General features: G+C 73.6%; 20 protein-coding genes. 9 read left to right on the top strand and 11 right to left on the bottom strand.

What is annotated here, in order from left to right; all coding sequences use genetic code 11:
- The first annotated feature begins 150 nt into the window (after window positions 1-150).
- Window positions 151-480 carry a hypothetical protein gene (locus ACFV6E_RS03395; RefSeq protein ID WP_385176875.1) on the top strand — a complete coding sequence of 110 codons (330 nt, stop codon included), beginning with the start codon at window positions 151-153 and terminating at the stop codon, window positions 478-480.
- On the opposite strand, the gene ACFV6E_RS03390 is transcribed toward ACFV6E_RS03395, so the two are convergent.
- A complete protein-coding gene (locus ACFV6E_RS03390; RefSeq protein ID WP_385459199.1) occupies window positions 449-5,254 on the bottom strand; it encodes a DNA repair ATPase in 4,806 nt (1,601 codons plus the stop codon). The two genes, ACFV6E_RS03395 and ACFV6E_RS03390, sit on opposite strands and share 32 nt — an antisense overlap.
- A 413-nt stretch (window positions 5,255-5,667) precedes the next feature.
- Complete coding sequence (locus ACFV6E_RS03385) at window positions 5,668-7,704, bottom strand: SPFH domain-containing protein (protein ID WP_385177790.1); 2,037 nt, start codon at window positions 7,702-7,704, stop codon at window positions 5,668-5,670.
- Window positions 7,705-8,702: 998 nt separating this feature from the next.
- On the opposite strand from ACFV6E_RS03385, the gene ACFV6E_RS03380 reads away from it, so the two are divergent.
- The 5 genes from ACFV6E_RS03380 (at window position 8,703) to ACFV6E_RS03360 (ending at window position 12,875) form a co-directional block, all read left to right on the top strand.
- The gene (locus tag ACFV6E_RS03380) at window positions 8,703-9,605 is read left to right on the top strand and encodes a hypothetical protein (RefSeq protein ID WP_385459111.1); all 903 of its coding nucleotides are present in this window, start codon (window positions 8,703-8,705) and stop codon (window positions 9,603-9,605) included.
- On the top strand, window positions 9,602-10,810 hold the full coding sequence (locus tag ACFV6E_RS03375) for an SDR family oxidoreductase (protein ID WP_385459109.1): 1,209 nt from the start codon (window positions 9,602-9,604) through the stop codon (window positions 10,808-10,810). The genes ACFV6E_RS03380 and ACFV6E_RS03375 overlap by 4 nt, the downstream gene beginning before the upstream one ends.
- Window positions 10,768-11,055, top strand: coding sequence for an acyl carrier protein (locus ACFV6E_RS03370; protein ID WP_385459107.1), 288 nt, complete (start codon window positions 10,768-10,770; stop codon window positions 11,053-11,055). The genes ACFV6E_RS03375 and ACFV6E_RS03370 overlap by 43 nt, the downstream gene beginning before the upstream one ends.
- Window positions 11,056-11,175: 120 nt before the next feature.
- Window positions 11,176-12,402 carry a beta-ketoacyl-[acyl-carrier-protein] synthase family protein gene (locus tag ACFV6E_RS03365; RefSeq protein ID WP_385169642.1) on the top strand — a complete coding sequence of 409 codons (1,227 nt, stop codon included), beginning with the start codon at window positions 11,176-11,178 and terminating at the stop codon, window positions 12,400-12,402.
- A 20-nt stretch (window positions 12,403-12,422) separates the two neighbouring features.
- On the top strand, window positions 12,423-12,875 hold the full coding sequence (locus ACFV6E_RS03360) for a nitroreductase family deazaflavin-dependent oxidoreductase (RefSeq protein WP_385459105.1): 453 nt from the start codon (window positions 12,423-12,425) through the stop codon (window positions 12,873-12,875).
- A gap of 23 nt (window positions 12,876-12,898) precedes the next feature.
- On the opposite strand, the gene ACFV6E_RS03355 is transcribed toward ACFV6E_RS03360, so the two are convergent.
- From ACFV6E_RS03355 to ACFV6E_RS03330, 6 genes are all read right to left on the bottom strand, one after another.
- The gene (locus tag ACFV6E_RS03355) at window positions 12,899-13,762 is read right to left on the bottom strand and encodes a GAF and ANTAR domain-containing protein (RefSeq protein ID WP_385459103.1); all 864 of its coding nucleotides are present in this window, start codon (window positions 13,760-13,762) and stop codon (window positions 12,899-12,901) included.
- Window positions 13,763-13,938: 176 nt separating this feature from the next.
- On the bottom strand, window positions 13,939-14,436 hold the full coding sequence (locus tag ACFV6E_RS03350; RefSeq protein WP_385459101.1) for a TetR family transcriptional regulator: 498 nt from the start codon (window positions 14,434-14,436) through the stop codon (window positions 13,939-13,941).
- Window positions 14,402-14,572 (bottom strand): TetR family transcriptional regulator, encoded by a 171-nt coding sequence (locus ACFV6E_RS03345; protein ID WP_385459197.1) that lies wholly within the window; start codon window positions 14,570-14,572, stop codon window positions 14,402-14,404. Before ACFV6E_RS03345 ends, ACFV6E_RS03350 begins: the two co-directional genes overlap by 35 nt.
- 222 nt (window positions 14,573-14,794) lie before the next feature.
- Entirely contained in the window at window positions 14,795-15,043 is a 249-nt protein-coding gene (locus ACFV6E_RS03340; RefSeq protein ID WP_385459099.1) for a hypothetical protein, read from the bottom strand.
- Window positions 15,040-15,882 carry an HD domain-containing protein gene (locus ACFV6E_RS03335; protein WP_385169629.1) on the bottom strand — a complete coding sequence of 281 codons (843 nt, stop codon included), beginning with the start codon at window positions 15,880-15,882 and terminating at the stop codon, window positions 15,040-15,042. Before ACFV6E_RS03335 ends, ACFV6E_RS03340 begins: the two co-directional genes overlap by 4 nt.
- The gene (locus tag ACFV6E_RS03330) at window positions 15,879-16,226 is read right to left on the bottom strand and encodes a PadR family transcriptional regulator (protein WP_385169626.1); all 348 of its coding nucleotides are present in this window, start codon (window positions 16,224-16,226) and stop codon (window positions 15,879-15,881) included. Before ACFV6E_RS03330 ends, ACFV6E_RS03335 begins: the two co-directional genes overlap by 4 nt.
- Window positions 16,227-16,447: 221 nt before the next feature.
- Between ACFV6E_RS03330 and ACFV6E_RS03325 the strand changes: the two genes are divergently transcribed.
- Window positions 16,448-17,266 (top strand): NAD(P)H-binding protein, encoded by an 819-nt coding sequence (locus ACFV6E_RS03325; RefSeq protein ID WP_385459195.1) that lies wholly within the window; start codon window positions 16,448-16,450, stop codon window positions 17,264-17,266.
- A 40-nt stretch (window positions 17,267-17,306) separates the two neighbouring features.
- On the opposite strand, the gene ACFV6E_RS03320 is transcribed toward ACFV6E_RS03325, so the two are convergent.
- Window positions 17,307-18,299, bottom strand: coding sequence for a phosphotransferase enzyme family protein (locus tag ACFV6E_RS03320; RefSeq protein ID WP_385459097.1), 993 nt, complete (start codon window positions 18,297-18,299; stop codon window positions 17,307-17,309).
- A 327-nt stretch (window positions 18,300-18,626) separates the two neighbouring features.
- On the opposite strand from ACFV6E_RS03320, the gene ACFV6E_RS03315 reads away from it, so the two are divergent.
- Both ACFV6E_RS03315 and ACFV6E_RS03310 read left to right on the top strand, forming a co-directional pair.
- Window positions 18,627-20,138 (top strand): subtype B tannase, encoded by a 1,512-nt coding sequence (locus ACFV6E_RS03315; RefSeq protein WP_385459095.1) that lies wholly within the window; start codon window positions 18,627-18,629, stop codon window positions 20,136-20,138.
- Window positions 20,139-20,261: 123 nt separating this feature from the next.
- Window positions 20,262-21,161: an LLM class F420-dependent oxidoreductase gene (locus ACFV6E_RS03310; protein WP_385459093.1), complete on the top strand. Its 900-nt coding sequence runs from the start codon at window positions 20,262-20,264 to the stop codon at window positions 21,159-21,161.
- 83 nt (window positions 21,162-21,244) lie between these two features.
- On the opposite strand, the gene ACFV6E_RS03305 is transcribed toward ACFV6E_RS03310, so the two are convergent.
- Together ACFV6E_RS03305 and ACFV6E_RS03300 are read right to left on the bottom strand one after the other, a co-directional pair.
- Window positions 21,245-22,558 carry a dicarboxylate/amino acid:cation symporter gene (locus tag ACFV6E_RS03305; RefSeq protein WP_385169616.1) on the bottom strand — a complete coding sequence of 438 codons (1,314 nt, stop codon included), beginning with the start codon at window positions 22,556-22,558 and terminating at the stop codon, window positions 21,245-21,247.
- Between the two features lie 441 nt (window positions 22,559-22,999).
- Window positions 23,000-24,268, bottom strand: coding sequence for a glycoside hydrolase family 27 protein (locus ACFV6E_RS03300; RefSeq protein WP_385459091.1), 1,269 nt, complete (start codon window positions 24,266-24,268; stop codon window positions 23,000-23,002).
- Window positions 24,269-24,313: the final 45 nt, after the last annotated feature.

The raw sequence follows: 24,313 nt of genomic DNA, 5'->3' as shown, positions 1-24,313 counted from the left end.
CGGGCCCTCCAGGACCAGACGGAAACTTAGGTTTGCCTAACCTAACCTACCTCGGCTCCGGATGACCAGTTGAGGGACCCCTCGGACACCCCGTCGAGAGACCCCTTCTCCGGATGACCCCGTGAGGGCCCACAGGACACACTCATGACCATGACCATGACCGAGCCCACGCCGCCCGCCACACCCGAGCAGGCCCTCGCCGTCGTCCGCGCCCGCTACGCCCGGCCCCGCCTCCCCGACGGCACCCCCGCAGAACTGGAGGTGTACGAGTTCGACACCGGCTACCTGGTGTATCCCGCGTCCCCGCCCCGCGCCACCGACGCCCCGGGCCCGCCCCGGCCCGCGCCGCCCGGCGGGGCCGGGATCGTGGTGTCGAAGGAGACCGGCGAGACCGTCACCGTCCCCAACTACCCGGTCGAGCAGGCCGTCGCGTACTACCGCGACAGCCTCAGGCGCGATCCGGACCGGCGGCCCGGGTGATCGCCGACTCCACGGCCGCGATCCGGTCGGCGAGCAGCCCGAGGGCGGCGACGGCCCGGGCGAGGGCGTCGCCGTCCGGGCCGCCCAGGGCCTGACCGCGCACGTACGCCGCCTTCAGTTCGGCCCAGCGGGCGGCCTGCTCGTCGGTCGGTGTGCCGCGCAGCTCGGCCAGCTTGAGCAGGTTGGCCTCGGCGCCGGTGGTGAGGGTCTGGGCCTCGGCCGTGTAGTGGTCGTCGATCAGGGCGGCCAGTTCGGCATCGTTCATGACGGGCTGGACGCGCTGGGCGATCTTGTTCATGTTGCGGTAGGAGCCCTGGAGCCGGAAGGGCGGCTCCGTGCGGGTGGCGTCGGACTGGGCGGCCGAGGCGATGTAGGCGGCGTTCACCGCCAGGACCGTGTCGCGGGCGGTGCGCAGATGGCGCAGGACGGCCAGGATCCGGTCCAGTTCGGCGGGCGCGTACGGGTGCGTCAGACGGTCCGCGCGAGCGGTGGTGTCGCCCTCGGCCAGGCGCAGCAGCAGTTCGAGGTCGCCGCGGTCGCGTCCGGCGAGCGGGGCGAGGACCGGGTTGGCGGTGAGGGCGTTCTCGACGAAGCTCAGCGCGAAGGCGTGCTCCTTGCCGGTGAGGACGTCGCCCAGGTTCCACACGTCGGCGCGGTTGGCGAGCATGTCGGGCACGCGGAAGCGGCTGCCGGACTCGGTGTAGGGGTTGCCCGCCATGCAGACGGCGAAGCGCTTGCCCCGCAGGTCGTAGGTGCGCGGCTCGCCGTCCCGCACGCCCTCGATCCGGCGCGTGGCGTCGCACAGCGGGATGAACCTCTGGAGCAGTTGGGGGGAGGTGTGCTGGATGTCGTCCAGGTAGAGCAGGGTGTTGGTGCCCGCGTCGAGGGCGAAGTTGATCTTCTCGACCTCCTGCCGCGCGGTCGCGTTCGGCGCCTCGGCCGGGTCGAGCGAGGTGACGCCGTGGCCCAGGGCCGGACCGTCGACCTTGACCAGGATCATGCCGAGCCGGTCGGCGACGTACTCCATCAGCGTCGTCTTGCCGTAGCCGGGCGGGGAGACGAGCAGCAGCAGGCCGCCGGTGTCGGTGCGCTTGGTGTCGCCGGTCGTGCCGATCTGCTTGGCGAGGCTGTCGCCGATCAGCGGCAGGTACACCTCGTCGATGAGCCGGCTGCGCACGAAGGACGACAGCACGCGCGGCCGGTGGTCGTCCAGGCGGATCCGGCCGCGCTCGGCGGCCACGAGGGCCGTGCGGCGGCGCTGGTACGCACGGTGGGCGGGCACCTCGTGGTCGCGGAACTCCCCTGTCCGGGCCAGGAATTCGTCCACGCGGACGGTGAGGGCGCGGCCGGTGACGCGCGGGTGCGCGCCGAGCAGCCCCTCGACGGTCACGGTCAGCGGCGCGTCCGACTCGTAGCGGACCAGCTCCGGGCAGAGCTCCGCGGCGACCGCCTCGGCCAGGTCGCCGGGGGCGGCGTCGGCGCCGGTGGCGGAGGCGTACGCGCTCAGCCAGGCCTCGACGAGCTGCCTGCGGGCGGCCGGGTCGTCGAGTGCGGCGAGGTCGTCGTCGTAGGCGGAATCGCCCACGGTACGGCGGAACTTGTCGAGCAGGGTGCGGGTGCCGCCGCTGACGACGAACCCGTCGGGGCCTTCGGTCAGCTCCTGGAGGAGGTACGCGGCGGCGGCCCGCGCGCGCTCGCCGCCGATGGCCGCCGTCAGCTCCTCCTCCAGCTCGGCGATCGCGGGTGCCAGGCCGAAGGTGTCGCGGGCGCGGGCCATGGACACCGCACGCCGGGTCCAGCTCTCGCGCTCCCCCGCCGTCGTGCCGTGCGCCCAGAAAAGCTGGGCGGCGGCGCGGGCGGCGGGCTCGTGGCGCAGCGCCCCCGCCCCCTCGTACAGGCGCAGCAGCGCGCCGAGGATCAGGGCCGCGTCGTGGTCGTGCACCCCGCGTTCGTACCCCTCGTCGTACGCCGCCTCCGCCGCCTGCCGGACCAGGGCGGGCAGGTCGGCCTCCGCGAGCGCGGCGGGCCCGTGCTCGGCCAGCAGCCGGGCGGCGAGGTGCTCGGCGCGGTAGACGCCGGGGGATTCCGAGGGCAGTGGCCGGTCCCAGTACGGGCGGGTGCCGGCGAAGCCGGGGTCGGTGACCGGGGAACGCAGGTCGGTGCCGGTGAGCGCGAACGCGAGGGTGTCGCCCTGCGGGACCAGGGTCAGGTCCAGGGGCTGGGTGTTGACGGCGAAGCGGTGGGTGCCCAGGCGGACGGTGCGGCCGTCGTCGGTGTAGAGGTCGGTGCGGTCGCGCAGGGCGCGCAGCGCCTCCTGCCGGGCCGCCTTCAGCCGGCCGTCCAGCTCCTCCGCCCGCATCGCGTCACCGAGTCCGCGGAGCTGGTCGGCGATCCGGCGGACCTTGGCGGGCATCGGGTCGGAGGTGAAGTACGTGGCGACGGCGTCCGCGTCGGCGAGGGCGACGGCGCGGCGGCCGACCGTGCGCAGCACCCGGTCCGCCGAGTCGGCCAGTTGCCCGGCGCGGCGCGCGCGGGCGTCGGCGAGGGCCTGCTTGCGGGCGGAGAACGCCTCGTGGACCTCGTCGCGCTTGTCCGCGAGCTCGCCGAGGAAGTCGTCGAACTCGGCGAACCGGGACTCCAGGTCCTCCAACTGCACGAGCATGCGCGCGAGTTGGTCATCGCACGCCTCCGGGCTCTCGGCCGCCGCCAGGGCGCCGGTGACCGCCTGCCCGAACAGCGCGAACCCGGCGGCGAACTCGGCGCGCCCCTCCCGGTCGAGGAGTTCACGGCGGCGGCCGTCAAGGGTGGCGCGGGCGCGGTTGACGCCGCCGAGCACCTCGGCGATCCGCGCCAGGATGCCGGTACGGACGGTGGCGTCGCCGATGTCGAGCCCGGCGACCACCTCGGTCACCGTGTGCAGCCCGTCGGCGAGCGCGTCGATGCGGGCGGTGACGGGCGCCGCCCCGGCGACGGTGGTAATGGCCTCGGCGTCGGCGACGAGCCCTTCCGCGTCGTCCTGGGGGCCGGCGAAGGCGTCCTCGCGGGCGAGGTGGGCGACGGCCCGCTGCCCGAACCCGGCGAGGTCGGCCTCCAGTTCGGCGGCGAGCGCGTCGATACGGGCGGTGTCCGCGTACCGCATGTCCTTCAGGGTGAGTACGTGGCCCTGGGCGCGGCGCAGTTCGGTCAGTCCGCTCACCCAGGCGGCGGCGCCGCGCGGGGCCTCGCCGCGCAACCGCCGGACGAGGGTCGCGGCGCGGGCGGCGGCCTCCGTGAGCGCGTCGGCGGCGCGGCGGGTGAGCGTCTGCACGGCCTCGAACTCGGCCAGCACCTGTTCGGCGGTGACCCTGATCCGCTCCAGCGGCTCGTGCAGGTCGCCGAGGCCGGGTTCGGCCAGCCAGTGATAGGTGTCGGCGGCCCGCACGCAGGCGGCGGCCAGCGCCGCGTAGACCTCGCTCGTCGGGGTGGTCCCGGCGACCGCGCGGGTCAGGGACAGGCAGTCGGAGATGCCGCGCACCAGGTCGGCGTTGCCGACGCGGGCGAGCGGCCCGGTGCCGGCGGGCCGGGCGGCGGCGTGGGTGTCGGAGACGTACGGGGAGGTCCACAGCTGGAGCGGGTGGACACGCTGCGGCTCCTCGCCGCCCGCCCGCAGCAGCATCAGCGTGCCGTCGTCGAAGAGCGCCCAGCCGCGGCAGGACAGCGGCGTGGCGACCTCCTTGCGGATCATGTTGTACGGCAGCAGCAGACCGCGGCCCGTCCCGCGCGCGCGGAACGCGAAGAGGACGTCCTCGCCGTTGGGCGAGCGGACCGTCCGCTCGAACTCCAGGTGACCGGTGTCGACGCCGTCGAACGTCTTGTGCTCGCCGGTCGCCAGGCAGTAGCCGCCGGGAAAGACGATGCCCTGCTCCTCGGGCAGGGCCCGGCAGGATTGCCCGATGCCGTCCAGGCGTACGACGTTCCTGGTGAGCGTGTTGAAGACCAGGTAGCGGTGGACGTCCTCCTTGTAGGGCAGCACGTCCAGCAGGATCAGGGGGCCCACGCGCGCGTGGGCGACGGCTGCGTCGGCGAGGGACTGGAGCGGCTCGTCCACGGGCTCGGCGTACACGCCCTCGCCCGTCTCGGTGTCGTCCTCGGTCTTGACCGTCAGGCTCCCGCCGACCGCCGAGACGAAGATCTCGCCCTGGACGGAGATGTGCGGGTGGCGGCCGAGCACGTGGTCCGCGCGGGTCGTCGCGGTCCAGGAGAACGCGTGGGAGGGCGGGAAGACGTCGTCGCGTTCGCCGCGCGCGTCCAGGAAACCCGCCTCGCCGCCGTCGGCCACCGACCAGCGCAGGACCCGGATGTCACCGGCCTTCTCGCCGGTCTGGAAGACGGCGAGCAGCTTGCCGTCGACCCGGCGCAGCCGCAGCAGGCGGGCCTGGCGGTAGTAGCGGTGCAGGGCGGCGAACTCGCGGACGAAACCGGGGTCGTCCAGCAGCCCGGGCACGGCGTCGTCGGGCAGCCGGTTCAGGTCGCGGTCGTGCAGCGCGAAGACGTCGGAGACGGCCGTCGCCTCGGTCCGGTGGCCGCGGGCGGCGGTGTGGCCGAAGAGCAGCACGTCGCCCACGGGCACGATGTCCCGGGGCACGCAGGGCTGCTCGGTGGCCAGTTGCCCGGTACCGGCGAGTTCGAGCCGGGTGGCGCCGAACTCCTCGGTACGGCGGGCGTTGAGCGCTTCGGCGCGGCGGGCGAGCTCGGCGGCCTGCGCGGTGAGACGGTCGCGCAGCACCTCGTACATACCGGTGTCCAGACCGGAATCCGGACCGGCGGTGTGCGTTCCGGTGTCCGGACCGGCGGTGTGCGTACCGGAGTTCGGACCGGCGGCATGCGTGCCGGTGTCCGGGCCTGCGGGCGTGCCCGTCTCCGGGCCTGCGGGCGTGCCCGTCTCCGGGCCTGCGGGCGTGCCCGTCTCCGGGCTGGTGTGCGTTCCGGTGTCCGGGCCGGTGGTCATGGCGTCCCTCTCAGCGGCGGTTCAGGGGGCGGGGCGGGGCCGCCGTCGCGGTCTCGGCGGTTCGGGAGGCGGGGGCGGGGCCGCCGTCGCGGTCTCGGCGGCTCGGGAGGCGGGGCGGAGCCGCCGTCACCGTCTCAGCGGCTCGGGAGGCGGGCGGGGCCGCCGTCGCGGTGTGACGGTGGCCCCGGCCGGTCGGCGGGTCAGTGCTTGGCGCTGCCGTTCACGGCGGCCGTGAGCGGGGTGTCCGCGAGGCCCAGTTCGCCCGCCCTGTCCAGCAGCTGCCGGATCTGCCCGGCGTTCGCGCCGCCGCTGTTCATGAGCTTCATCAGCAGCGCGGAGACGGTCAGGTTCTGCACATCGGCCGTGGACGCCGGGCCGAGGATCCGGCTCAGGTCGTCGGTGAAGCTCGACGTGCCGTCCAGCCAGGGCTTCGCCAGCGCCTGCGCGGTCTCGGAGTGCTGCACGAACCCGTCGACGCCCTTGCCCAGCGCGATGGAGGACACCAGCCGGTCGAAGAAGACGGAGTCGCCGCCGACGATGTTGACGTCCGCGTTCTCCAGGCCGGTGGCAAGCACCGTGGCCTGCGCCTCGGCGACCTGTCGCTGCACGTCGAGCCCGGCGAGCCGGATGTCCTTCTCGGCCTCCAGCCGCAGCCGGTACTCCTCGTGACCGCGCGACGCCTCGTCGAGCGCGGCCATCGCCGCCGCCTTCTCGGTCAGTCCGGCCGCCTCCGCCTTGAGCTTCTCGCCGATGGCCGCCGCGTCGGCGAGCGCCTTCGCCCGCGCGCCCTCCGCCTCGGCCCGCATCCGCGCCCCGGTGGCCTCGGCCTCCGCGCGGCCGGCCTTCTCGATGACGTCGGCCTCCTTGTCGCGGACCTGGACCGCGGCAAGGCCCTCGGCCGCGGCCTCCGCCTGGATCGCCTCGGCGAGCCGCAGCTTGGCCCGCGCGTCCAGGTCGGCGGCCTTCAACCGGGTCTCCGCCAGCGTCAGTTCCTCGGCGGCCCGGTGCGTGGCGGCCTGCTCGGCGGCCTCCGCCGCCTTGATGTCCTTGACCAGCCTCTCCTGCGCCTCCGCCTCGGCGGCGATGATCACGGCCTGCCGCTGCCGCTCCGCCTCCTCCACGGCCCGCAGCTTCTTGATGGACTCCTCCTGCTCGGCGACCGTACGGTCCACGGCCACGCGCTCCCTGATGACCTCGGCGATGTCCCGCTTCTCCGCCTCGACCTCCTTGGAGGCGGCGATCCGGGTCAGCTCCGTCTCCCGCTCCCGCGCGATGACTTCGAGCAGGCGGTCCTTCTCGATGCGCTCGCTCTCCACGGCGATGACCCGCTCGCGGTTCTTCGCGGCGACCGCGACCTCACGGGCCTGGTTCTCCCGCTGTACGCCGAGCGCTTCCTCGGTCTTGAGGAACGCGGACTGCGCGCCGAGCCGCTCCTCCTCCACCACCCGCGCCGTCTCGGCCTCCTCGCGCGCCCGTACGGTCTCGATCTCCCGCCTCTGCTTGATCTCGGCGTCGGCCTGCCTGCGCTCCAGCTCCAGGATGGCCTCGCGGGCGTCGACGTTCTGCCGGGTGATCTCCTTCTCCTCCGCGCGCTGGGCCTCGTTGGTGCGCACGTGCTCCACGGCCGTCAGCTCGGTGATCTTGCGGATGCCCTGCGCGTCGAGGACGTTGGCCGGGTCGAGCTGGGTCAGCGGCGTCTGCTCCAGGTAGTCGATCGCCGCGTCCTCCAGGTGGTAGCCGCTCAGGTCGACACCGATGACCTCGATGATGCGGTACCGCAGCTCCTCGCGCTTGGTGTAGAGGTCGGTGAAGTCCATCTGCTTGCCGACGGTCTTCAGCGCCTCGGAGAACTTCGCGTGGAACAGCTCCTGGAGGGTGTTGCGGTCGCTCGCCCGGGCGGTGCCGACCGCCTGCGCGACCTTGACGACGTCCTCGACGGTCTTGTTGACCTTGACGAAGAACGAGATCCGGATGTCCGCGCGGATGTTGTCGCGGCAGATCAGCCCTTCCTTGCCGGCCCGGGTGATCTCGATGGCCTTCACCGAGATGTCCATCACCTCGGCCTTGTGCAGCACCGGCAGCACGACCTGCCCGGTGAAGGTCACGTCGACCTTGCGCATCTTGGAGACGATCAGCGCCTTGCCCTGCTCCACCTTGCGGAACAGACGGGCGACGACGAGTACGAGGAGCAGACAGACGGCGACGAGCGCGCCGACACCCACGAGCATGGCAACCATGACGTACGTCCTTCAGTCAGTCGTAAAGGAGTGGGGAGTTGAGGAAGCAGGAGGGGCAGGGCAACGGGCCGGGAAGGCGGAGCGTCTGCGGCGGAGCGCTCGGACGGAGCGGCCCCGCACGCCGGCCCGGCGTCGCGCGCCACATATGCGTGCGGCTCGCGCCACGTACGCGTGCGGCTCGTGTCACGTCCGCGTGCGGCTCGTGTCACGTCCGCGTGCGGCTCGTGTCACGTCCGCGTGCGGCTCGCGGCCGACGGCGTCCAGGCCGTCCGGCGCCGTCCGACACCGCACGATGGCACCCGAATACCGCCCGGGTAACGCCCAAGTGCCGCTCAAGTGCCGCCCGTTCGAGCCTCGCTCAGCGGGGCGGCCCGGGTTCGTCGGGAGGGAGACTGTGCGGCGGCCGGCAGTGGACGATCACGCCGAGGGCCGCGGCCGGCCGGAACGCGGTCACCTTCGTGGCGGCCGGCAGGAAGACGCTCATCCTCCGGTCCCCCCTCTCCCCCTGTGCCGCGCGTCCGCCGGGACCGGCGTCGCACGGCTCCCCCGAGTTCCGGTGCCGGGCACCGGCACACCTGCCGGTGCCCGGCACCGGAACCATCCGTAGTGCTCCCCGCGGGCCATCCTGCACGACCGGAACCCGTCCGCACACTGCCTGATCCCGGCAGTGTTCACCGGCCCCTGCATGCCGGGACAGCAGCGCGAACGTCTTCACCCCGAAGCGCTATCCGCTCACGCCGCGCCGGGACCTGCCGGTGGCCAGGGTGTGGCGCGGCAGGGCCGTCTCCTGCACGCTCGTGCAGATCGAGGCGCTGCCCGCCCAGCACACGACACTCGAACTGGACCCCGTCCCGGCGGACTGACGCCCCGGAGCCGGTCCCGGCCGAGCGGCGTCACCCGTTTGCCCGACGGGGTTTTCACCTTGCCCGCGACGTTCTGGCACAGTCGCGTTCGCTGTGAAAGCGCGTCGGCCTCCGGGAAGGATCGTTCACTCAGTCATGGTGCAGATCGATGTGTTCTGGGCTTATGGAATCGGCGCCGCGACGGCACTCGCCGAAGCCCCGATTCTCTCCTCGCGATGTCGTCGATCTGTCGCGCTGACCGCCACGCTTTCCTATCTGTCGGTGGTGTTCATTCCCTGCGGAATGTGGTTGCTGACGGAATTCCCCGGCTGGGAGACCATGCAGGTGACCGCCGCTCCGCCGGGCTGGTTCGCCGGTGTCTTCTGCCTCGGTGTCATTGTGTCGGCGGTCGGCGGATTCCTCTGCACGGCCCGGCTGATCCGGCGCGACCGTACGTGGTGGGCCTTTCTGCAATGGGTGTGGCCGTACACCGCGATGTTCTTCGTCCTGCTGCACGGCTGGGACGGCACGGGACTTCGGCGATTCCTGATGACGGACGACGGATCGCATGATGCGGTCACCGGCGCGGAGAGCGGGAATTTTGTGGACACCGAGACGGTGGTGCAGTGGTTGCAGTCGTCCGTCGTCTGGACGCTTTTCGGTATGGGGCTCGTCGTGATTCCCGCTCTGGTGTGGACGGGGGCCCGGTTGCGGAACCGGGCCCTGGACAGCCGCTCCGCACGGCCGGGTTACGCCTTCGCCGGCCTGCTCGCGTTCTGGGCGCTGGGTCCCTGCCCGGCCGTCGCGGCGCTCGCCGCCGCGGGCGCCGTCCTCTGGAGCCCGGTCGCCGTCGGCGTGCTCACCCTCGCCGGGGCGCTGCTGCTGGCGCGCCCGGGAAGCCGTACGGCCCGCTGGACGACCGCCCGTCTGCTGCCCGTACCGGCGCGGCGGCCGGAGTCCGTGGGGTCGGACCAGGCGTCCGTCGGCCCGGACGCCGCGGGTCCGCCCGTCGTACCGGCGCCCGGCCGGCAGCCGCGGGCCGGTGCCGTACCGCGATGAGGGACCACGTGCCGCCCGCGCGCCCGCGCACCGACGCCTCGCGTGCCGAAGTCCCGGACAGCGAAGTCTCGCGCGCCGAACTCCCGCCTCCGCCGCTCACCGTGCTGCTCACGGGGGCCGGTGGTCAGGTCGGTGCGGCCGTGCTGCGGGCGCTGACCGCGGCCGGGTGCCGGGTGGTGGCGCTCGTGCACCGTACCGAGGTGCCCGGTGCCGCACACGGGGTCCGCGGTGACATCACGCGGCCGTCGTTCGGGCTGCCGCCCGAGCGGTACCGGGAGCTGGCGCGGCGCACGGACGCCGTCGTGCACTGCGCGGCCGACACCGATTTCCGGGCGGACACGCGCCGCACCATGGAGGTCAACGTCCGGGGCACCGACCACGTCGTCGCCTTCGCCGCCCGGGCGGGTGCCCGTCTGGTCCAGCTCTCCAGCGCGTTCGTCGTCCGGTCCGCCCTGGTGCGGCGCAACGCGGCCGCCTACGCCGGTGCCGCCGCGGCTCCCGTCAGCGCCTACCTGGAGAGCAAGACGCGGGCCGAGCAGCGGGTCCGGGAGGCCGGTGTCCCGTCCGTCGTCGTGCGGCCGTCGCTGGTCATCGGGGACGCGCGCACCGGCCGGGTGGAGCGGGTGCAGGGGCTGCTCGCCTGTCTGGTCGCGGTGGGTGCCGGCTGGCTGGACCGGCTGCCGGGCACCCCCGGAACCAGGCTGGACATGGTGCCCAGCGACTATCTGGCCCGCGTCGTACGGGCCGCGGTCACCGATGTCCGGGTGCGGGGCGACCTCTGGGTGACGGCGGGGCCGCTCGCCCCCACGTACGCGCAACTCATGCCGCTGCTCGGCGCGTTCGGCCTGGGCGGCGTCGAGCTGGTGGACCCTGTCGTCTGCGCGGAGCGGCTCGCCTCTGGTCCGGCCGGTACGGCGGCGAGGCGGCTGACGCGTCAGCTGCTGGCCCAGTCCACCGTGCTGCACGGCGCCGAGGACTTCCCGCCGGCCGAGGTGCGGGCGCTCGGCATCGAGCCGCTCACCGCCGAGCTGATCAGCACCGCCTTCGTCCGCACGGCCGGTCGCCTGGCCGAGCACCACGTACCCGCCGGCCGCGCCGCACGACGTGTCCCGCGCCCGCCCGGCCGGGCGACGCCCCCGCCACGACAGGAGACCGACACCTCATGGACCAGCCCGTTCTCCCCCAGCAGTTCGTCCGGCTGCTGAACGACCTCTTCCGGATCACCGCGGACCGGCTGACACCGTCCACCACCTTCGAGGACCTCGGTCTGGACTCGCTGGCCCTGATGGAGCTGGTCGTCTCGGCCGAGCAGGAGTGCGGCCTGGTCCTGCCGGAGCGCGCCATGGACCTGACTCCGGGTACGAGGCTCGACGAGGCCGCCCGGGTGCTGTCCGCGGCGGTCCCCTCGCAGCAGGGCGCGGACACCCCGTCCGCACTGGAGGCGTCGTGACCGCCCCGGCCGGGACCCGGACCACGGCCGCACCTCGCGTACATGTCGTCCGCCCCCTGCCGTCGCGGTTTTGTACCGACGCCCGCCCGGAGCACGGCCACGCGCGCGAGGAGGCCGCCCATGCCGGCTGACGACATCGCCGTCACCGGGATCGGGCTGGTCACGCCGGCCGGTACGACCGCGGAGGCGAACTGGGAGACGCTCTGCGCCGGACAGTCACGGGCCACGAAGGACCCGACGCTCGCCGGGCTCCCGGTGGACTTCTCCTGCCGGGTCACCTGCTACGACCCCGCCGCGGAACTCGGTCCGGCGCTCGCCCGGCGTCTGGACCCGCCCGCCCGCTTCGCCGTGGGCGCCGCCCGGCGCGCCGTCGCGCAGGCCGGCCTCGACCGCGCGTCCTGGCCGCGGAACCGGGTCGGTGTCGTCCTCGGCGTCGGCTCCAACAGTCTGCTCGGCTACGGTGGCGAGTTCGGGCACTACAACGCGGGCCGGCCCGAGCGCGTCTCCCCGCTCGCACTGCCGCGCAGCGTGCCCAACATGGTGGCCGCCGAGGTCGCCATCGACCTGGGTGCCGCGGGACCCAACTTCACCACCGCCAGCGCGTGCGCCTCCGGCGCGACCGCCCTCGGTGTCGCCCGCGACCTGCTGCGCGCGGGCTCCTGCGACCTCGTGCTGGCCGGCGGCAGTGAATCGGGGTGCAGTCCGATGGCCTCCGTCTGCTTCCACCGGATGCGCGCCCTGTCGACCCGCCGGGACGCCCCGCACCTGGCCAGCCGCCCCTTCGACGCCCAGCGCGACGGTTTCGTGCTCGGCGAGGGCGCCGCCGTGCTCGTCCTCGAACGTGCCCGGGACGCCCGCGCCCGCGACGCCGGCGTCCTCGCCCTGCTCCGCGGCTACGGGGCCACCTGCGACGCCCACCATCCCATCGCCCCGCAGCCGGACGGCGACGGGACCGTACGGGCGCTGCGGGCCGCGCTCGACGACGCCGGCTGCACGCCCGCGGACATCGGTCACGTCAACGCGCACGGCACCTCGACCCGCCTCAACGACGCGGTCGAGGCGACGGCCCTGACCCGGGTCTTCACCCGCCACGCCCCGCCCGTCACCGCCTCCAAGTCGGTGATCGGCCACACCCTGGGCGCCGCAGGCGCGATCGAGGCCGCGTACACGGTGCTGGCGCTGCGGCACCGGACGATCCCGCCGACCGCGAACTTCGGCCACCAGGACGGCGACCGCAAACTCGACGTCGTCGCGGGTGTGCCCCGGCCCGCCCGGATGACCGCCGCCGTCTCCGCCTCCTGCGGCTTCGGCGGGCAGAACGCCGCCCTCGTGTTCACCACTTCCTGACCGCCGAAGGTGCCCTGCCGATGGACGCGTTGCTGCGCTGGGCCGACCGCAACTGGTGGCTGCTGGGCCGGGTGACGCGGCTCCACGCGGCCGTCTACCGTGCCACGCGCGGAGTCGTGGGGCACCGGTTCCCCGGTGCGCCACCGGTGCTGCTGCTCGACCACCGCGGCGCCAGGACCGGGACGGCGCGCACCACACCGCTGGTCTACGCGGCATACGGGGACGGCTTCGTCGTGGTCGCCTCCAAGGGCGGCCACCCGCGGCACCCGGCGTGGCTGCACAACCTCCGCGCGCATCCCCTGACCCGGGTCCAGGTCGGCGCGCGGCGGCACACGGTACGGGTGCGCGAGGCGGACGCCGCGGAGCGCGGACGGCTCTGGCCGGTGCTGGTCGGGGTCTACGGGCCCTTCGAGACGTACCGGCGCAGGGCGGGCCGTGACATTCCGCTGCTCGTGCTGGAACCCGCGCGCTGAGCCGCCCGCCCCCTCCCGGTGCCTCAGCGCCGGGCCGTGGCGGCGGTGTGAACGTCTTCGAGCGCGTCGAGGACGACGGTGCTGCGGTGCCAGAGCAGCCAGCGGCCGACCTGCGCGCCGAGCTGCTGCAACGCGCCGAGCTGCGCGTCGGCGAACTCGGCGAGCGGCCGCTCGTGGTGCGAGGAGATCATGCCGAGGACGGCGCCCCTGGGGCTGGTCAGCGGAACGCTGTGGCAGGCGCGGCTGTCGGCCTGGAGGATCACGGCCCGGGAGACGTCGTCGAAGACGTCCGAGACCGCGACGTCCTTGATGGTGACCTGCCGGCGCTGCTCGGCGGCCTGTGCGCAGGACGTCGTGGAGTCCTGCACGAACGCGAAGTAATCGGTGAAGGGCCGGTTCAGCCCGGTGTGCTTCTCCATGCGCAGCATGCCGTTCTCCGCGAGCTGCACATTGCCCATGCCGGCCTCGGTGATGTGCAGGACACGGCGCAGCGCGGCCTTGAGCACGGCGCCGTGGCTCGCGGGCTCCGCGTCCTGGCCGAGGTCGAGACCGGACAGGGACGGTGCCGCACTGCGCGGCCGGCTCGCGAACCAGGTGCGGGCCGTGCGCTCGGGGGCGGGCAGGTTCACCACGGCGTCGGCCAGGGTGTGCAGTTTGATGTTGCGGCGCTGCGAGGCCGTGCGGAGCAGTTCGAAGGCCTCCCGCTGCGAGCCGAGCCGGTAGCGGGCCAGCAGCAGCCGTTCGGCACGGGCCACACCCGCGTGCGCCAGCCGCCGGTTGCGCGCCTCGACCGCGTCCGGCTCCGCCTCGCCGTCCCCGTCGCCGTGCCGAGTGCCGCCGGCCCCCGGGGCACCGGTCGCGGCGCTGCCTGCAACGTCGTCGGTCACTGCATCATCTCCTTGCCCGGGCAGCACGCGGCGTGCGACGCCGCCCGGAGCCGTACCGTCCGCCGCGATCTACGGCGATCGCGTGCACGGAACATCGCGCGGTCGTGCCTGCTGCCCAAGCACCTGCTCACTGTGAACATGTCCGCGATCGGCGACGTCATTCCCCCGCATCCGCATCACGCGTCCCGCGGCAGACGCGACCGGCCCGGCAGACCGCCGGTCACTACCTCGAACGCGGCCTCCAGACGCTCGCGATGCGCCGCCTCGATCTCCGCGGGATCATCTCCGGCCAGCCGTCGCCGGGCCGTTTCGACGGCGACCGTCCGGTAGGCGGCGACCAGCAGCGCCGCGGTCAGCGCGCTGTCGCCCGGGAACCGGGGGTCGGCGTCGAGCGCCGCGGACAGCTCCGTCTCGACCTCGTACGCGAAGGTGCGCAGCCGGGAAAGGAGCGCGGGGGACGCCGTCACGGTGCGCAGGGACGGCTCGGTGCCCTCCGTCAGCCCGGACAGCGGATGCCGCTCGTCGACGAGGGCGAACACGGTCCGGCGGATCGCCTCGACGGCGTCGACGTCGTCCGGGCGCTCGCGGACGGCGTCACGTACGACGTCGAGGGCGCCGGGGATGCGGTCGACCAGCAGGTCATCCTTGCGGTCGAAGTGCGCGAAGACCGTCACCTTGAAACACGCCGGCCGCCGCCGCGACCTCGGCGATGGTGACGTCCTCGAAGCCGCGCTCGAGGAACAGTCCGGTCGCGGCCTCGGCGATGCGCGCCCGGGTCCGCGCCCCGCCTCGGTCCCCTCGGTTCGGCATGTGCGGACCACACTCCCTCACCCCGTTCAGTGAAACTGACTCGATAAGTTCACTGAGTACGGTGAGCGACGGCATGCGGGCCGGGTCACCGGGGTGCCGGACGGTACGCGCACGCGCGGGTGGACCGGTCTGGGCGGTCAGGCCGGTCAGGCCGGTGGTTCAGCAGCCCTCTCCACCGGGCGGAGCCGCCGGTCCCGATCCCGGTCCCGATCCCGGTCCCTGTCACGGGTCCGGTCCCTGTCGCGGGTCCGGTCCGCGCGGCGAGTCCGGTTCCCGCCACGCCCGGATCAGCTGCCCCAGGCGGCGGGACGGGGTCTCGGTGGGCCAGAACAGTACGGCCGCCGCCAGTGCCAGGACACCGCCCCACACGCCCGCGGTCGCCCAGGCCGAGGGGCCGCCTCCCGCCAGGGCGAGCACGCACGCGGCCGCCGCCGCCCCGATGACGCTCCCGGCGCGGACGAGCGCGCTCACGACGACCGCCTCCGGCCCACGGGCCGACGCAGTGTCAGCGAAAGGCGCGGTGTGCCGAGCAGCACGCGGAGGGTGTAGCGGGCGCGGTCACGGCGGGTCGGCAGGGCCGTCAGCTCGGCGGTCCACTCCTCCCGCCACCGCGCCCGCCGGCGTGAGGGCAGCAGCAGCGCGACGACCGTCAGGGTCCGCCCGGTGACCGCGTACGTGAGGACCGGGCCCCGCAGCACGGCCGACGACAGGTCGTGCAGCTCACGGCCCACTCGGGGCAGGCCCGCCGCTCGGGCCAGCGGGGCGAGGACGTCCACGGTCTCGCGGGCCTTGCGGTAGCGGGTGGCCCGGGACAGGAACGCGATGGTGCGCATGTTGTGCAGCCGGTCGGCGAGGCGGATGACCAGCACGGCCGCCTCGAAGGACGGCGCGGAGCCGGTCGCGTCGGGAGCCCCGGCCGGCCGGGGCAGCGGGGCGGCCGGGAGCGCCCGCACCAGCTCCGCCACGTAGGAGCCGAAGAGTTCGGCGACGCGTTCGGGCGGGCACGCGGTGTCCTCGAGGTCGTGCAGCAGCGCGGCGCAGACCACGTCGGGCGGCATACCGCACCCGGCGACGATCGCGGCGACGGACACGCAGTGCGTGAGCATCGGCGCGCCGCTGCGCCGCAGTTGGCCCCGGTGCCAGAACTCGGCCTCCGCATGAGCCAGTTCGAGCGGCGTCAGGTCCGCGGCGGGGTGGTGGGCCCGTACGCTCGCCAGGAGTTCGGCGCGGGTCGGGGAGCCGTCCGCGGGCTCGCGCCGCCACGGCCCCGGCCGCACGGTGCGCCTCGAGCCACTCCCCCGTCGCCTCATGACACCCCTCCCCCGGGAGCCGGGCGGGCGGCGGCCCATCCCGGCAGCGGCTGCCTGCGGGAACGGTAGACGCGCGCCAGTGCCTCACGGGCCTGTTCGGCGCCGTCCCGGGTGATGCGGTAGAAGCGCCGCCGGGGTCGGCCGGCCTTCTCGTGCACCGCCGGGTCCTCCCAGGTGCTGTCCACCCAGCCGACCTGTTCGAGCCGGGCCAGGATCGGATAGATCGTGCCCGACGGCAGCCCCGCCAGCTCGCACAGCTCCAGGCCGTACCGCTGCTTGGCGGGGTCCTCCAGCAAGGCCCGCAGCACCAGTTGGGTTTGCAGGGTCATTCGCGGCATCGCCATACTCGTACTCTACATAGCCTGTAGACGGCCTGTATAGAGGGAGTTGGGCCGGCGGCCCGTTCGGAGACTGCCTCAACGGCGGCTCTGGCGACGCGCGTTGAAAAGGCTTTGACGTCCGGGGGCCCGTTCGCCGAAGGTGTGCCGGACGTCCGGGCCGCCACGGCCCAGGGCCGCCGGGGAGTCGGCGGCCGCATCCGGTGAGGGAGTTCCACGTGATCGTTGTGTCGGCCGCCTCGGGGGCCTTCGGCGTACGGGTCGTCGACGCGCTGCTGGCGCGGCGCCCCGCCGAGCGGGTGGTCGCCGCGGTACGCCGGCCGGACCGCGCCGCACACCTGGCCGCGCGCGGCATCGGGGTCCGCCTCGGCGACTACGACGCCCCGGACACCCTGCGCACCGCGTTCGAGGGCGCCGACCGGCTGCTGCTGATCTCCTCACCCGAGCTCGACCCGGAGCGCCGCGTGAGCCAGCACCGGGCCGCCGTCGAGGCGGCCCGCACCGCCGGTGTCGGCGCCGTCGTCTACACCAGCTTCCTGGGCGCCGACACCGAGACCGACGGCGCCGCCGCGGCCCATCACGCCACCGAGGACGTACTGCGCGCAGGAGGTCTCCCCCACACCTTGCTGCGCCACCCCTTCTACAGCGAGGCCTTCCTCAACCCGGGCCTTAAGGCCGCGGTCGCCGCCGGTGAGCTCGTCGACCGGACCGGCGCGCGCGGCATCAACACCGCCTCGCGCGACGACCTCGCCGAGGCAGCCGCCCGCGTCCTGACCGAGGACCAGCACCTCGGCCGCGCCTACGACTTCACCGGCACCCTGTGGACGTATCCGCAGCTCGCCGAGGCGCTCGGCCGCGTCACCGGTACGACCGTCGTCCACCGCGCGCGCGACGACCGCTCGCCCGGCGCGCAGGGCTGGCTGGAGGACCAGGTGCGCGCCGGAGCCCTGGAGCGGCAGACCGGCGACCTCGCCCACGTCCTGGGCCGGCCGCCGGCCGGTCTCGACCAGGCCGTCGCCTCGGTGCTGCGCGGGCCCGTCGCCTGACCGGCCCCGCGTCGCCCGGCCGCCGCCATGACCAGGTGTGTCAGAAGTCGTCCGAGGCCAGGCTCGCGAGGGTGGCGGTGAGGTACGTCCAGGACTCCTCGACGTCGGGCGTGCGGTCGTGCGGCCCGCGGAAACCGGCGAGGAACGCGGCGACGTCGTCCAGCGCCCAGCGCAGCCGAAAAAAGGCGAGCGCCTCCGGGTCGGGGCGGCGGCCGGTCGTACCGGCGTAGCGCTCGCAGTCGTCGGGGCCGGTGACGACGTGCCACAGGTCGCGCTCGGGCAGTCCGGTGCCGACGGTGTCCCAGTCGACCAGCAGCACCTGTCCGTCGCGTCGCAGCAGGTTGCCGGAGTGCGGTTCGCCGTGGGTGACCACGTGCGGGCGGTCCCGGGCGCCGAGCGCGGCGGCTCGGCGGTCGAACTCGTCAAGACGGCGGCGCAGGACGGAGGCGTACGCGCACGTCAGCTCCCTGGCCGGTTCGGCGTGCGGCCCGCCGGCCCACGGCCGGTCCAGCGCGGCGAGGCAGCTGTCCAGTTCCGCGCGGGCCGGGAGGTGCAGCATGGCCCGTGGGGCCGCGGCCGGGGGCGGCGTCGTGTGCAGGCGCGCGAGCAGGTCCAGGACGCGGCCCCGATCATGGCCGGTGAGCGGGTCGCCGAACTCGCCTGCCTCACCGTCCACTTGGGGGAAGACGCTGATGCCGTACCGGCCGTCGCCGAGCGGGCGCAGGGTCTCGCCGCCTGCCGTGCGGACGGGTGCCACGACGGCGTCGAGTCCGCCGTCCACGCGCAGGGCGGCAGCGGTGTCCATGGCTCGGCGCAGACCGTCGAAGGCGGCCGCGGGTCCGGCGCCGCAGTGGTTCTTGTGCGCCAGGTCGGCGACGGTGACGAACCACCGGCGCCGTCCGGCGTCGGTCACCGTCCAGTGGTGGTCCCCGAAACCGACGGGTGCGTGGGCCAGGGACACGGCGTCGATCTCCCACGCGCGCAGGGCACGCCGCAGCTCGGCGTCGCCGATGTCCCGGGGGCGGTCTTTCATGACGCGGACCTTACTGGCCCGGCAGTCCGGCGACAGGGCGTGGGCCCACCTGGCGCCACCGTCCGGCGGCATGCTCCGGCCGGGCGATGGTCCCGACCGAGGGTTGACCCTAAAAGGTCAGCGATATTGTTGACGATTCCGTCGATGACTCCCTAGGTTCGCTGAGGCCGGTGGCGAGCAAGTGCCCGCTGGCGCGCGTGACTTGACCTGCGCGCATGACATGCCTGGCTCGCGTGACTTGACCTGCGCGCATGACATGCCTGGCGCGCGTGACTCGCCTGGCGCGAACGGTGCGCGTTCGCGACGTCCGACACGGGAGAAGACGCAATGGAGCGCAGACAGATCGTGAAGGCGATGGCCACAGCGGCAGCCGTGCCCGCGGTGGTGGCCGCGGCGGGCACCTCGTGGGCGGCCGCGCCCGGCGGCTCGGCACGTGCCTCGCGGCGGAGGAACCCGAAGGCGTCGGACGCCCTCGCCTTCGACCCCGACGCCTACACCACCCTCACCACCACGATCACCACCGCGAACGGCGACATACCCGTCACCTACCGCTTCTGGCAGGCCGTCGTCTACGTGGCCCAGCCGCTGAACGCGGCCTACCAGTCGCTCAACATCAGCGCCCCCGTCGAGATCGGCGGCACGGCGGTCGACCCGTCCCGCGCCCCCATCGTGTTCTCCAACGCGGTCGGCGGATACATGCCGTCCTCGACCGCCTCGCAGACCTCGATGGGCGGAATGAGCCCCAACAACAGGCTCGCCCTCGCCGCGGGTTACGTCGTCGTCGAACCGGGGGCCCGCGGGCGCACCCTGGTGAACTCCGCGGGCGAGTACTACGGCGTGGCACCCGCCGCGATCGTCGACCTCAAGGCCGCCGTCCGCTACCTGCGCCACAACGAGGGCCGCGTCCCCGGCGACACCGGCCACATCGTCGCCACCGGCGTCTCGGCGGGCGGCGCCCTCACCTCCCTGCTCGGCGCGACCGGCGACAGCAAGGAGTACGAGCCCTACCTCGCCGGGATCGGCGCCGCCGACGCGAGCGACGCGATCTTCGCGGCGGCCCCGTACTGCCCCATCACCGACCTGGGGCACGCGGACGCCGCCTACGAGTGGAACTGGGGCACCAACCCGCTCGCCACCGGCGCCCAGGTCGACCAGACGCTCTCCACGGAGCTGCGGAACCTGTTCGCCGAGTACCAGGCGTCACTGCGGCTGCGCGGCACCCGGGGCTTCGGCCAGGTCACCGCCCGCAACTACGACACGTACCTGGTCCGCACCCACATGCAGCCCTCGGCCACCCGCTACCTCACCGGCCTGGCCGACGACGCCCGCGCCGCCTACCTCACGGCCAACCCCTGGCTCGGCTGGGACGGCACGAAGGCCACGTTCACCTGGGCCGACTTCCTGACCCACGTGGGCGCCCGGAAGAAGAACGTCCCGTCCTTCGACGGGCTCGCCCTGACCACCCCGGAGAACAACCTCTTCGGCGCCGGCACCACCGCCGCCCGGCACTTCACCGACTGGAGCCTGCGCAGGGCGACCGGCGACCCGGGCGCCCGCCTCGACGCCGACATCCCGCGCAAACTCCGCCTGATGAACCCGATGCCGTTCCTCCAGGAGGGCAACCCGCACCGGGCCAGGCACTGGTTCATCCGGGTCGGCGCCAAGGACTCCGACACCTCGCTCACGGTCGTCGGAAACCTCGCGCTCGCGCTGGAGAACCTCGGCGACGCCGTCGACACCCGCTACTACTGGGACGCCGGCCACGGCGCGAACCAGGACCCGCAGGCGTTCGTCCAGTGGATCGCCGCGGCGACGGGCGCCAGGAGCAGGAAGAGGTAGGAGAGCCCCGGCGGGCCGCCGGGACTCCAACGGGGGGATTAGCCGCGCCGTCGCGGAGGTTAGGACGTGGTGTACGAGCGAACCGCACCGCACCACTCCCCCACGCGAAGGGACCGCACAGCGATGAGCGACGGCACGGCTTCTCCGAAGGAAGACGGCACGGCTTCTCTGAAGGAAACGGCCGGACGGTACGGCATCTGGAGCGTCGGCCTGCGCTCCGAGGACCCCGCGCGGCGCGACGCGGTGAACGCGGCCGCCGCCGAATTGGAACGACTCGGCTACGGCGCCCTCTGGCTGGGCAGCAACAGCACCGCCGACCACGCGGCCCCGCTGCTCGACGCGACCTCGACCGTGGTCGTCGGAACCAGCATCCAGAGCATCTGGCAGCAGGAGGCCGCCGAGGCCGGCGCGGCCTACGGGCGCCTGGCCGAGGCCCACCCCGGCCGCTTCGTCCTCGGCCTCGGGGTGAGCCACGCACCACGCGTCGAACGGTACAACCGCCCGTACTCGACCCTGGTCGCCTACCTGGACGGCCTGGACGAGGCGGGCGTGCCCGAGAACCGCCGGGTGCTCGCCGCGCTCGGCCCGAAGACCCTGCGGCTGTCCCGCGACCGGGCGGCCGGCGCGATCCCGTACCTGGTCACGCCCGAGCACACCGCCGAGGCCCGGGAGACGCTGGGCGCGGACCCGTTCCTGGCCCCGGAGCTCAAGGTCGTCCTGGAGACGGACCCGGACCGCGCCCGCACCCAGGCCCGCGCGGCCCTCGCCATGTACCTGAAGCTCCCCAACTACACCAAGAACTTCCTGCGCCTGGGCTTCACCGAGTCCGACGTGGCGGACGGCGGCAGCGACAAGCTGATCGACGCGGTGTTCGCCTGGGGCGACGAGAGCCGCGTCCGTGCGCGCATCGACGCGTTCCGCACCGCGGGCGCGGACCATGTGGCCCTGCAACTCGTCGACGACGGCCCCCGGGACGGCCTCCCCCTGGAGGGCTGGCGCCGGCTGGCCGCGATCCTGGCGTAGCGAGCGGTACCCGGGTATGACCGTGCCCCCGGCCGCTTCGGCGCCGGGGGCACGGTCATACCGAGATACCGGGTACGCCGCCGTCAGGCCGCGACCGGCACCCGGTCCGACGGCTGCCGCTCCGCCTCGTCACCGTCCACGGGCGAACTGTGCGCCTCGTCGTACGCCTTCCGGTCGAGCAGGTTCTCACGGGCCGAGACCAGGACGGGCACGAGAGCTTGGCCGGCGACGTTTGTCGCCGTCCTCATCATGTCCAGGATCGGGTCGATCGCCAGGAGGAGGCCTACGCCCTCCATGGGCAGGCCGAGGGTGGACAGGGTGAGGGTCAGCATGACCGTCGCGCCGGTGAGGCCGGCCGTGGCGGCGGAGCCGACCACCGACACGAAGGCGATCAGCAGGTAGTCGCCGACACTGAGCTGGATGTCGAAGATCTGGGCGACGAAGATCGCGGCGATCGCGGGGTAGATGGCCGCGCAGCCGTCCATCTTCGTCGTCGCGCCGAACGGCACGGCGAAGGACGCGTACTCCTTCGGCACGCCCAGGCGCTCGGTGACCTTCTGGGTCAGCGGCATCGTGCCCACGGAGGAGCGGGAGACGAAGGCGAGCTGGATCGCGGGCCAGGCGCCCTTGAAGAACTTCAGCGGGCTCAGCTGGGCGACGCCCGCGAGCAGCGCCGGGTAGACCACGAAGAGGACGATCGCGCAGCCGGCGTAGATGTCGGCGGTGAAGGTGGCGTACTTGCCGATCAGGTCCCAGCCGTAGGTGGCGATGGCGTTGCCGATGAGGCCGACGGTGCCCAGCGGCGCGAGGCGGATGACCCACCACAGGGCCTTCTGGAGCAGTTCGAGGACGGACTCGCTCAGGGTGAGGATCGGCTGCGCCTTCTCGCCGAGCTGGAGGGCGGCGATACCGGCGACGGCGGCCATGAAGACGATCTGGAGCACGTTCAGCTCGGTGAACGGGGTGATCACGTCGGTCGGCACGATGCCGGTCAGGAAGTCGATCCAGGAACCGGTGTGGTCGGGCTTCGCCCCGTCCTTGGGGGTGAGGCCGGTGCCGGCGCCGGGGTTGGTGAGCAGGCCGATGACGATGCCGATGGTCACCGCGATCAGCGACGTGATCATGAACCAGAGGAGGGTGCGGGAGGCCAGGCGGGCCGCGTTGTTGACCTTCCGCAGGTTGGTGATGGAGACCAGGATCGCGAAGAAGACGAGCGGGGCGACGGCGAGCTTCAGCAGGCCGACGAAGGTGCTGCCGATCTTCTCGAGGGTCGTCACGAGCCAGCCGGCGTCGAAGGACCGGGCGAGCCAGCCGAGCAGGACGCCCAGGGCGAGGCCGATGATTATCTGGGCCCAGAAGGGCACCTTGAAGGACTTCGTGTTCGCAGACACGGACATGCTCCGTTGGGGACGCGCGGGTGTGCGGGAAAGGTGACGTACGGGAGCAGCGGGCCCCTGGGAACAGGAGGTGGTCAGCAGTGCCGCCGCGGTGTGGTGCCGTTACGCCGGGGACGTCAGGTCGTGGCCGTACATCGGCACAGGTCCACGTGCAGGCGCGCCACGAGCGGGACGCTCTGGGGCATGGCGGGCGCGGCTGCTGACTTCATACGAAAACTTTAACACCTTAACTTTGAGGACCTCAAAGCCCGCCTTTGGTGACGCCGGGGCCGGCCGTCCAGGAACGTCGCGCCGGGCATGCGGGACCGTGCGGCGTAGGACGGCCGTGCCTGGCGAAGCCGGCGCCGGGCCGACGAGGCGAGCCGGCATCAGGCCCGTCGTGTCGTCGCGGCCGCGGCGGCGCTCAAGGCGGGGCGGACGGGTCAGGCCGCCTGATCCGGGTCAGGCGGTGTCGCGGTCGCGCTCCGGCCGGTCGGCGCGCAGCAACAGGCAGGCGTGTGGGGCGAGTTCGGCCGCCAGGTCGGGTCCGCCGTTCGGCAGCGGTGCGCCGGTCCACAGGTCGGTGAGCGTCGCGGTGCGCCGGAAGCCGAGGTCGCCGGTGCGGAGGCGGACGGCGAGTTGGGTGTCGCGCAGGTTGAACAGGCCGACGTAGCGGGCGTCGCGGTCGGTGGCCTCGGCGGTCCACACGGCGAGGCCGCCGTCGCGGACGACCTGGCGGTTGCCGCGGCTGTGCCGCAGCACGTCGAGGAGGGCGTCGTTGGTGAGCAGCGCGATCGTCTCGGGTGGTGAGGTGGGCAGGTCGCCGCCGAACATCAGCGGGGAGCGGGCGAGGCACCACAGTGACATGAGGGTGCGCTGTTCGGCGGGGGTGAGCCGGGACATCCGGTCGCCGCCCCGTTCGGCGCGGATGCCGATCCGGCCCAGGGGCAGCATGTCCGCGTCCGGCCAGGCGCCGGGGCGGGCGTGCGGCGCCCAGGCGGCGAGCCGGTCGAACTGTGCGGCGACGTCGTCCCAGCGGTCCCACAGGTCGTCGGACATGCGCCACATGGTGGCGTGGGCCCGCAGGTGTTCCAGCCGTTCCAGCGACATGGTCCGGCCCGGTGACAGGCTGAGCTCCATCGGGCGGCCGGACCGGCGCAGGGCCGTCGCGAGGGATGCGATCTCCCGCTCGTGGTAGGGCCAGAGCATGTCGTCGGCCTTGACGAAGTCGACGGCCCACTGGGCGAGGAGCCGCCCCAGGGAGTCGTAGTAGTCCTGGGCGCCGGGGTGGCCGTGGTCGAGTCCGTAGTTGTCGCCGTTCCAGGGGCAGACCGAGGTGCGGTCGGCGATGTCGCCGAGTGCGGGGTGGCCGCTGTCGGCCGCCTGCCGGGGTATGCCGCGCATGATGTGCAGTCCGAAGCGGAGCCCCAGTGCGTGTACGCGGTCGGCGAGCGGCCGGAAGCCCGCGCCGTCGGCGGCGGAGGGGAACCGGTTGACCGCGGGCAGCGGGCGGCCGTGCTCGTCGAGGTGCAGGGCGGCGCCCTTGTTGTAGCCGCCGGCGCGGGCGGCGGGCTCGTACCACTGGATGTCGACGACGACCGTGTCCCAGCCGTGCGGCAGCAGGTGCCGGGCCATGAACTCGGCGTTGGCCAGCACCTCTTCCTCGGTGACCGAGGTGCCGTAGCAGTCCCAGCTGTTCCAGCCCATCGGCGGGGTCGGTGCCAAAGTCACGGATCCTCCAGGGTGATGCCTGCGGTGGTGGGCACCGTACGCAAG

The organism is Streptomyces sp. NPDC059785, from assembly GCF_042732375.1.
Classification (GTDB): Bacteria; Actinomycetota; Actinomycetes; order Streptomycetales; family Streptomycetaceae; genus Streptomyces.
This window is presented reverse-complemented; position numbering and strand designations above follow the sequence as displayed.

Excerpts from the sequence above, each read along its gene's own strand:
- ACFV6E_RS03335 (WP_385169629.1), bottom strand. The coding sequence starts at position 15,882 with ATGAGGCGACGGGGGAGTGGCTCGAGGCGCACCGTGCGGCCGGGGCCG.
- ACFV6E_RS03395 (WP_385176875.1), top strand. The coding sequence starts at position 151 with ATGACCATGACCGAGCCCACGCCGCCCGCCACACCCGAGCAGGCCCTC.
- ACFV6E_RS03370 (WP_385459107.1), top strand. The coding sequence starts at position 10,768 with ATGGACCAGCCCGTTCTCCCCCAGCAGTTCGTCCGGCTGCTGAACGAC.
- ACFV6E_RS03305 (WP_385169616.1), bottom strand. The coding sequence starts at position 22,558 with ATGTCCGTGTCTGCGAACACGAAGTCCTTCAAGGTGCCCTTCTGGGCC.
- ACFV6E_RS03375 (WP_385459109.1), top strand. The coding sequence starts at position 9,602 with ATGAGGGACCACGTGCCGCCCGCGCGCCCGCGCACCGACGCCTCGCGT.
- ACFV6E_RS03320 (WP_385459097.1), bottom strand. The coding sequence starts at position 18,299 with ATGAAAGACCGCCCCCGGGACATCGGCGACGCCGAGCTGCGGCGTGCC.
- ACFV6E_RS03385 (WP_385177790.1), bottom strand. The coding sequence starts at position 7,704 with ATGGTTGCCATGCTCGTGGGTGTCGGCGCGCTCGTCGCCGTCTGTCTG.
- ACFV6E_RS03365 (WP_385169642.1), top strand. The coding sequence starts at position 11,176 with ATGCCGGCTGACGACATCGCCGTCACCGGGATCGGGCTGGTCACGCCG.
- ACFV6E_RS03390 (WP_385459199.1), bottom strand. The coding sequence starts at position 5,254 with ATGTACGAGGTGCTGCGCGACCGTCTCACCGCGCAGGCCGCCGAGCTC.
- ACFV6E_RS03310 (WP_385459093.1), top strand. The coding sequence starts at position 20,262 with ATGAGCGACGGCACGGCTTCTCCGAAGGAAGACGGCACGGCTTCTCTG.
- ACFV6E_RS03315 (WP_385459095.1), top strand. The coding sequence starts at position 18,627 with ATGGAGCGCAGACAGATCGTGAAGGCGATGGCCACAGCGGCAGCCGTG.
- ACFV6E_RS03360 (WP_385459105.1), top strand. The coding sequence starts at position 12,423 with ATGGACGCGTTGCTGCGCTGGGCCGACCGCAACTGGTGGCTGCTGGGC.
- ACFV6E_RS03345 (WP_385459197.1), bottom strand. The coding sequence starts at position 14,572 with ATGCCGAACCGAGGGGACCGAGGCGGGGCGCGGACCCGGGCGCGCATC.
- ACFV6E_RS03330 (WP_385169626.1), bottom strand. The coding sequence starts at position 16,226 with ATGGCGATGCCGCGAATGACCCTGCAAACCCAACTGGTGCTGCGGGCC.
- ACFV6E_RS03380 (WP_385459111.1), top strand. The coding sequence starts at position 8,703 with ATGGTGCAGATCGATGTGTTCTGGGCTTATGGAATCGGCGCCGCGACG.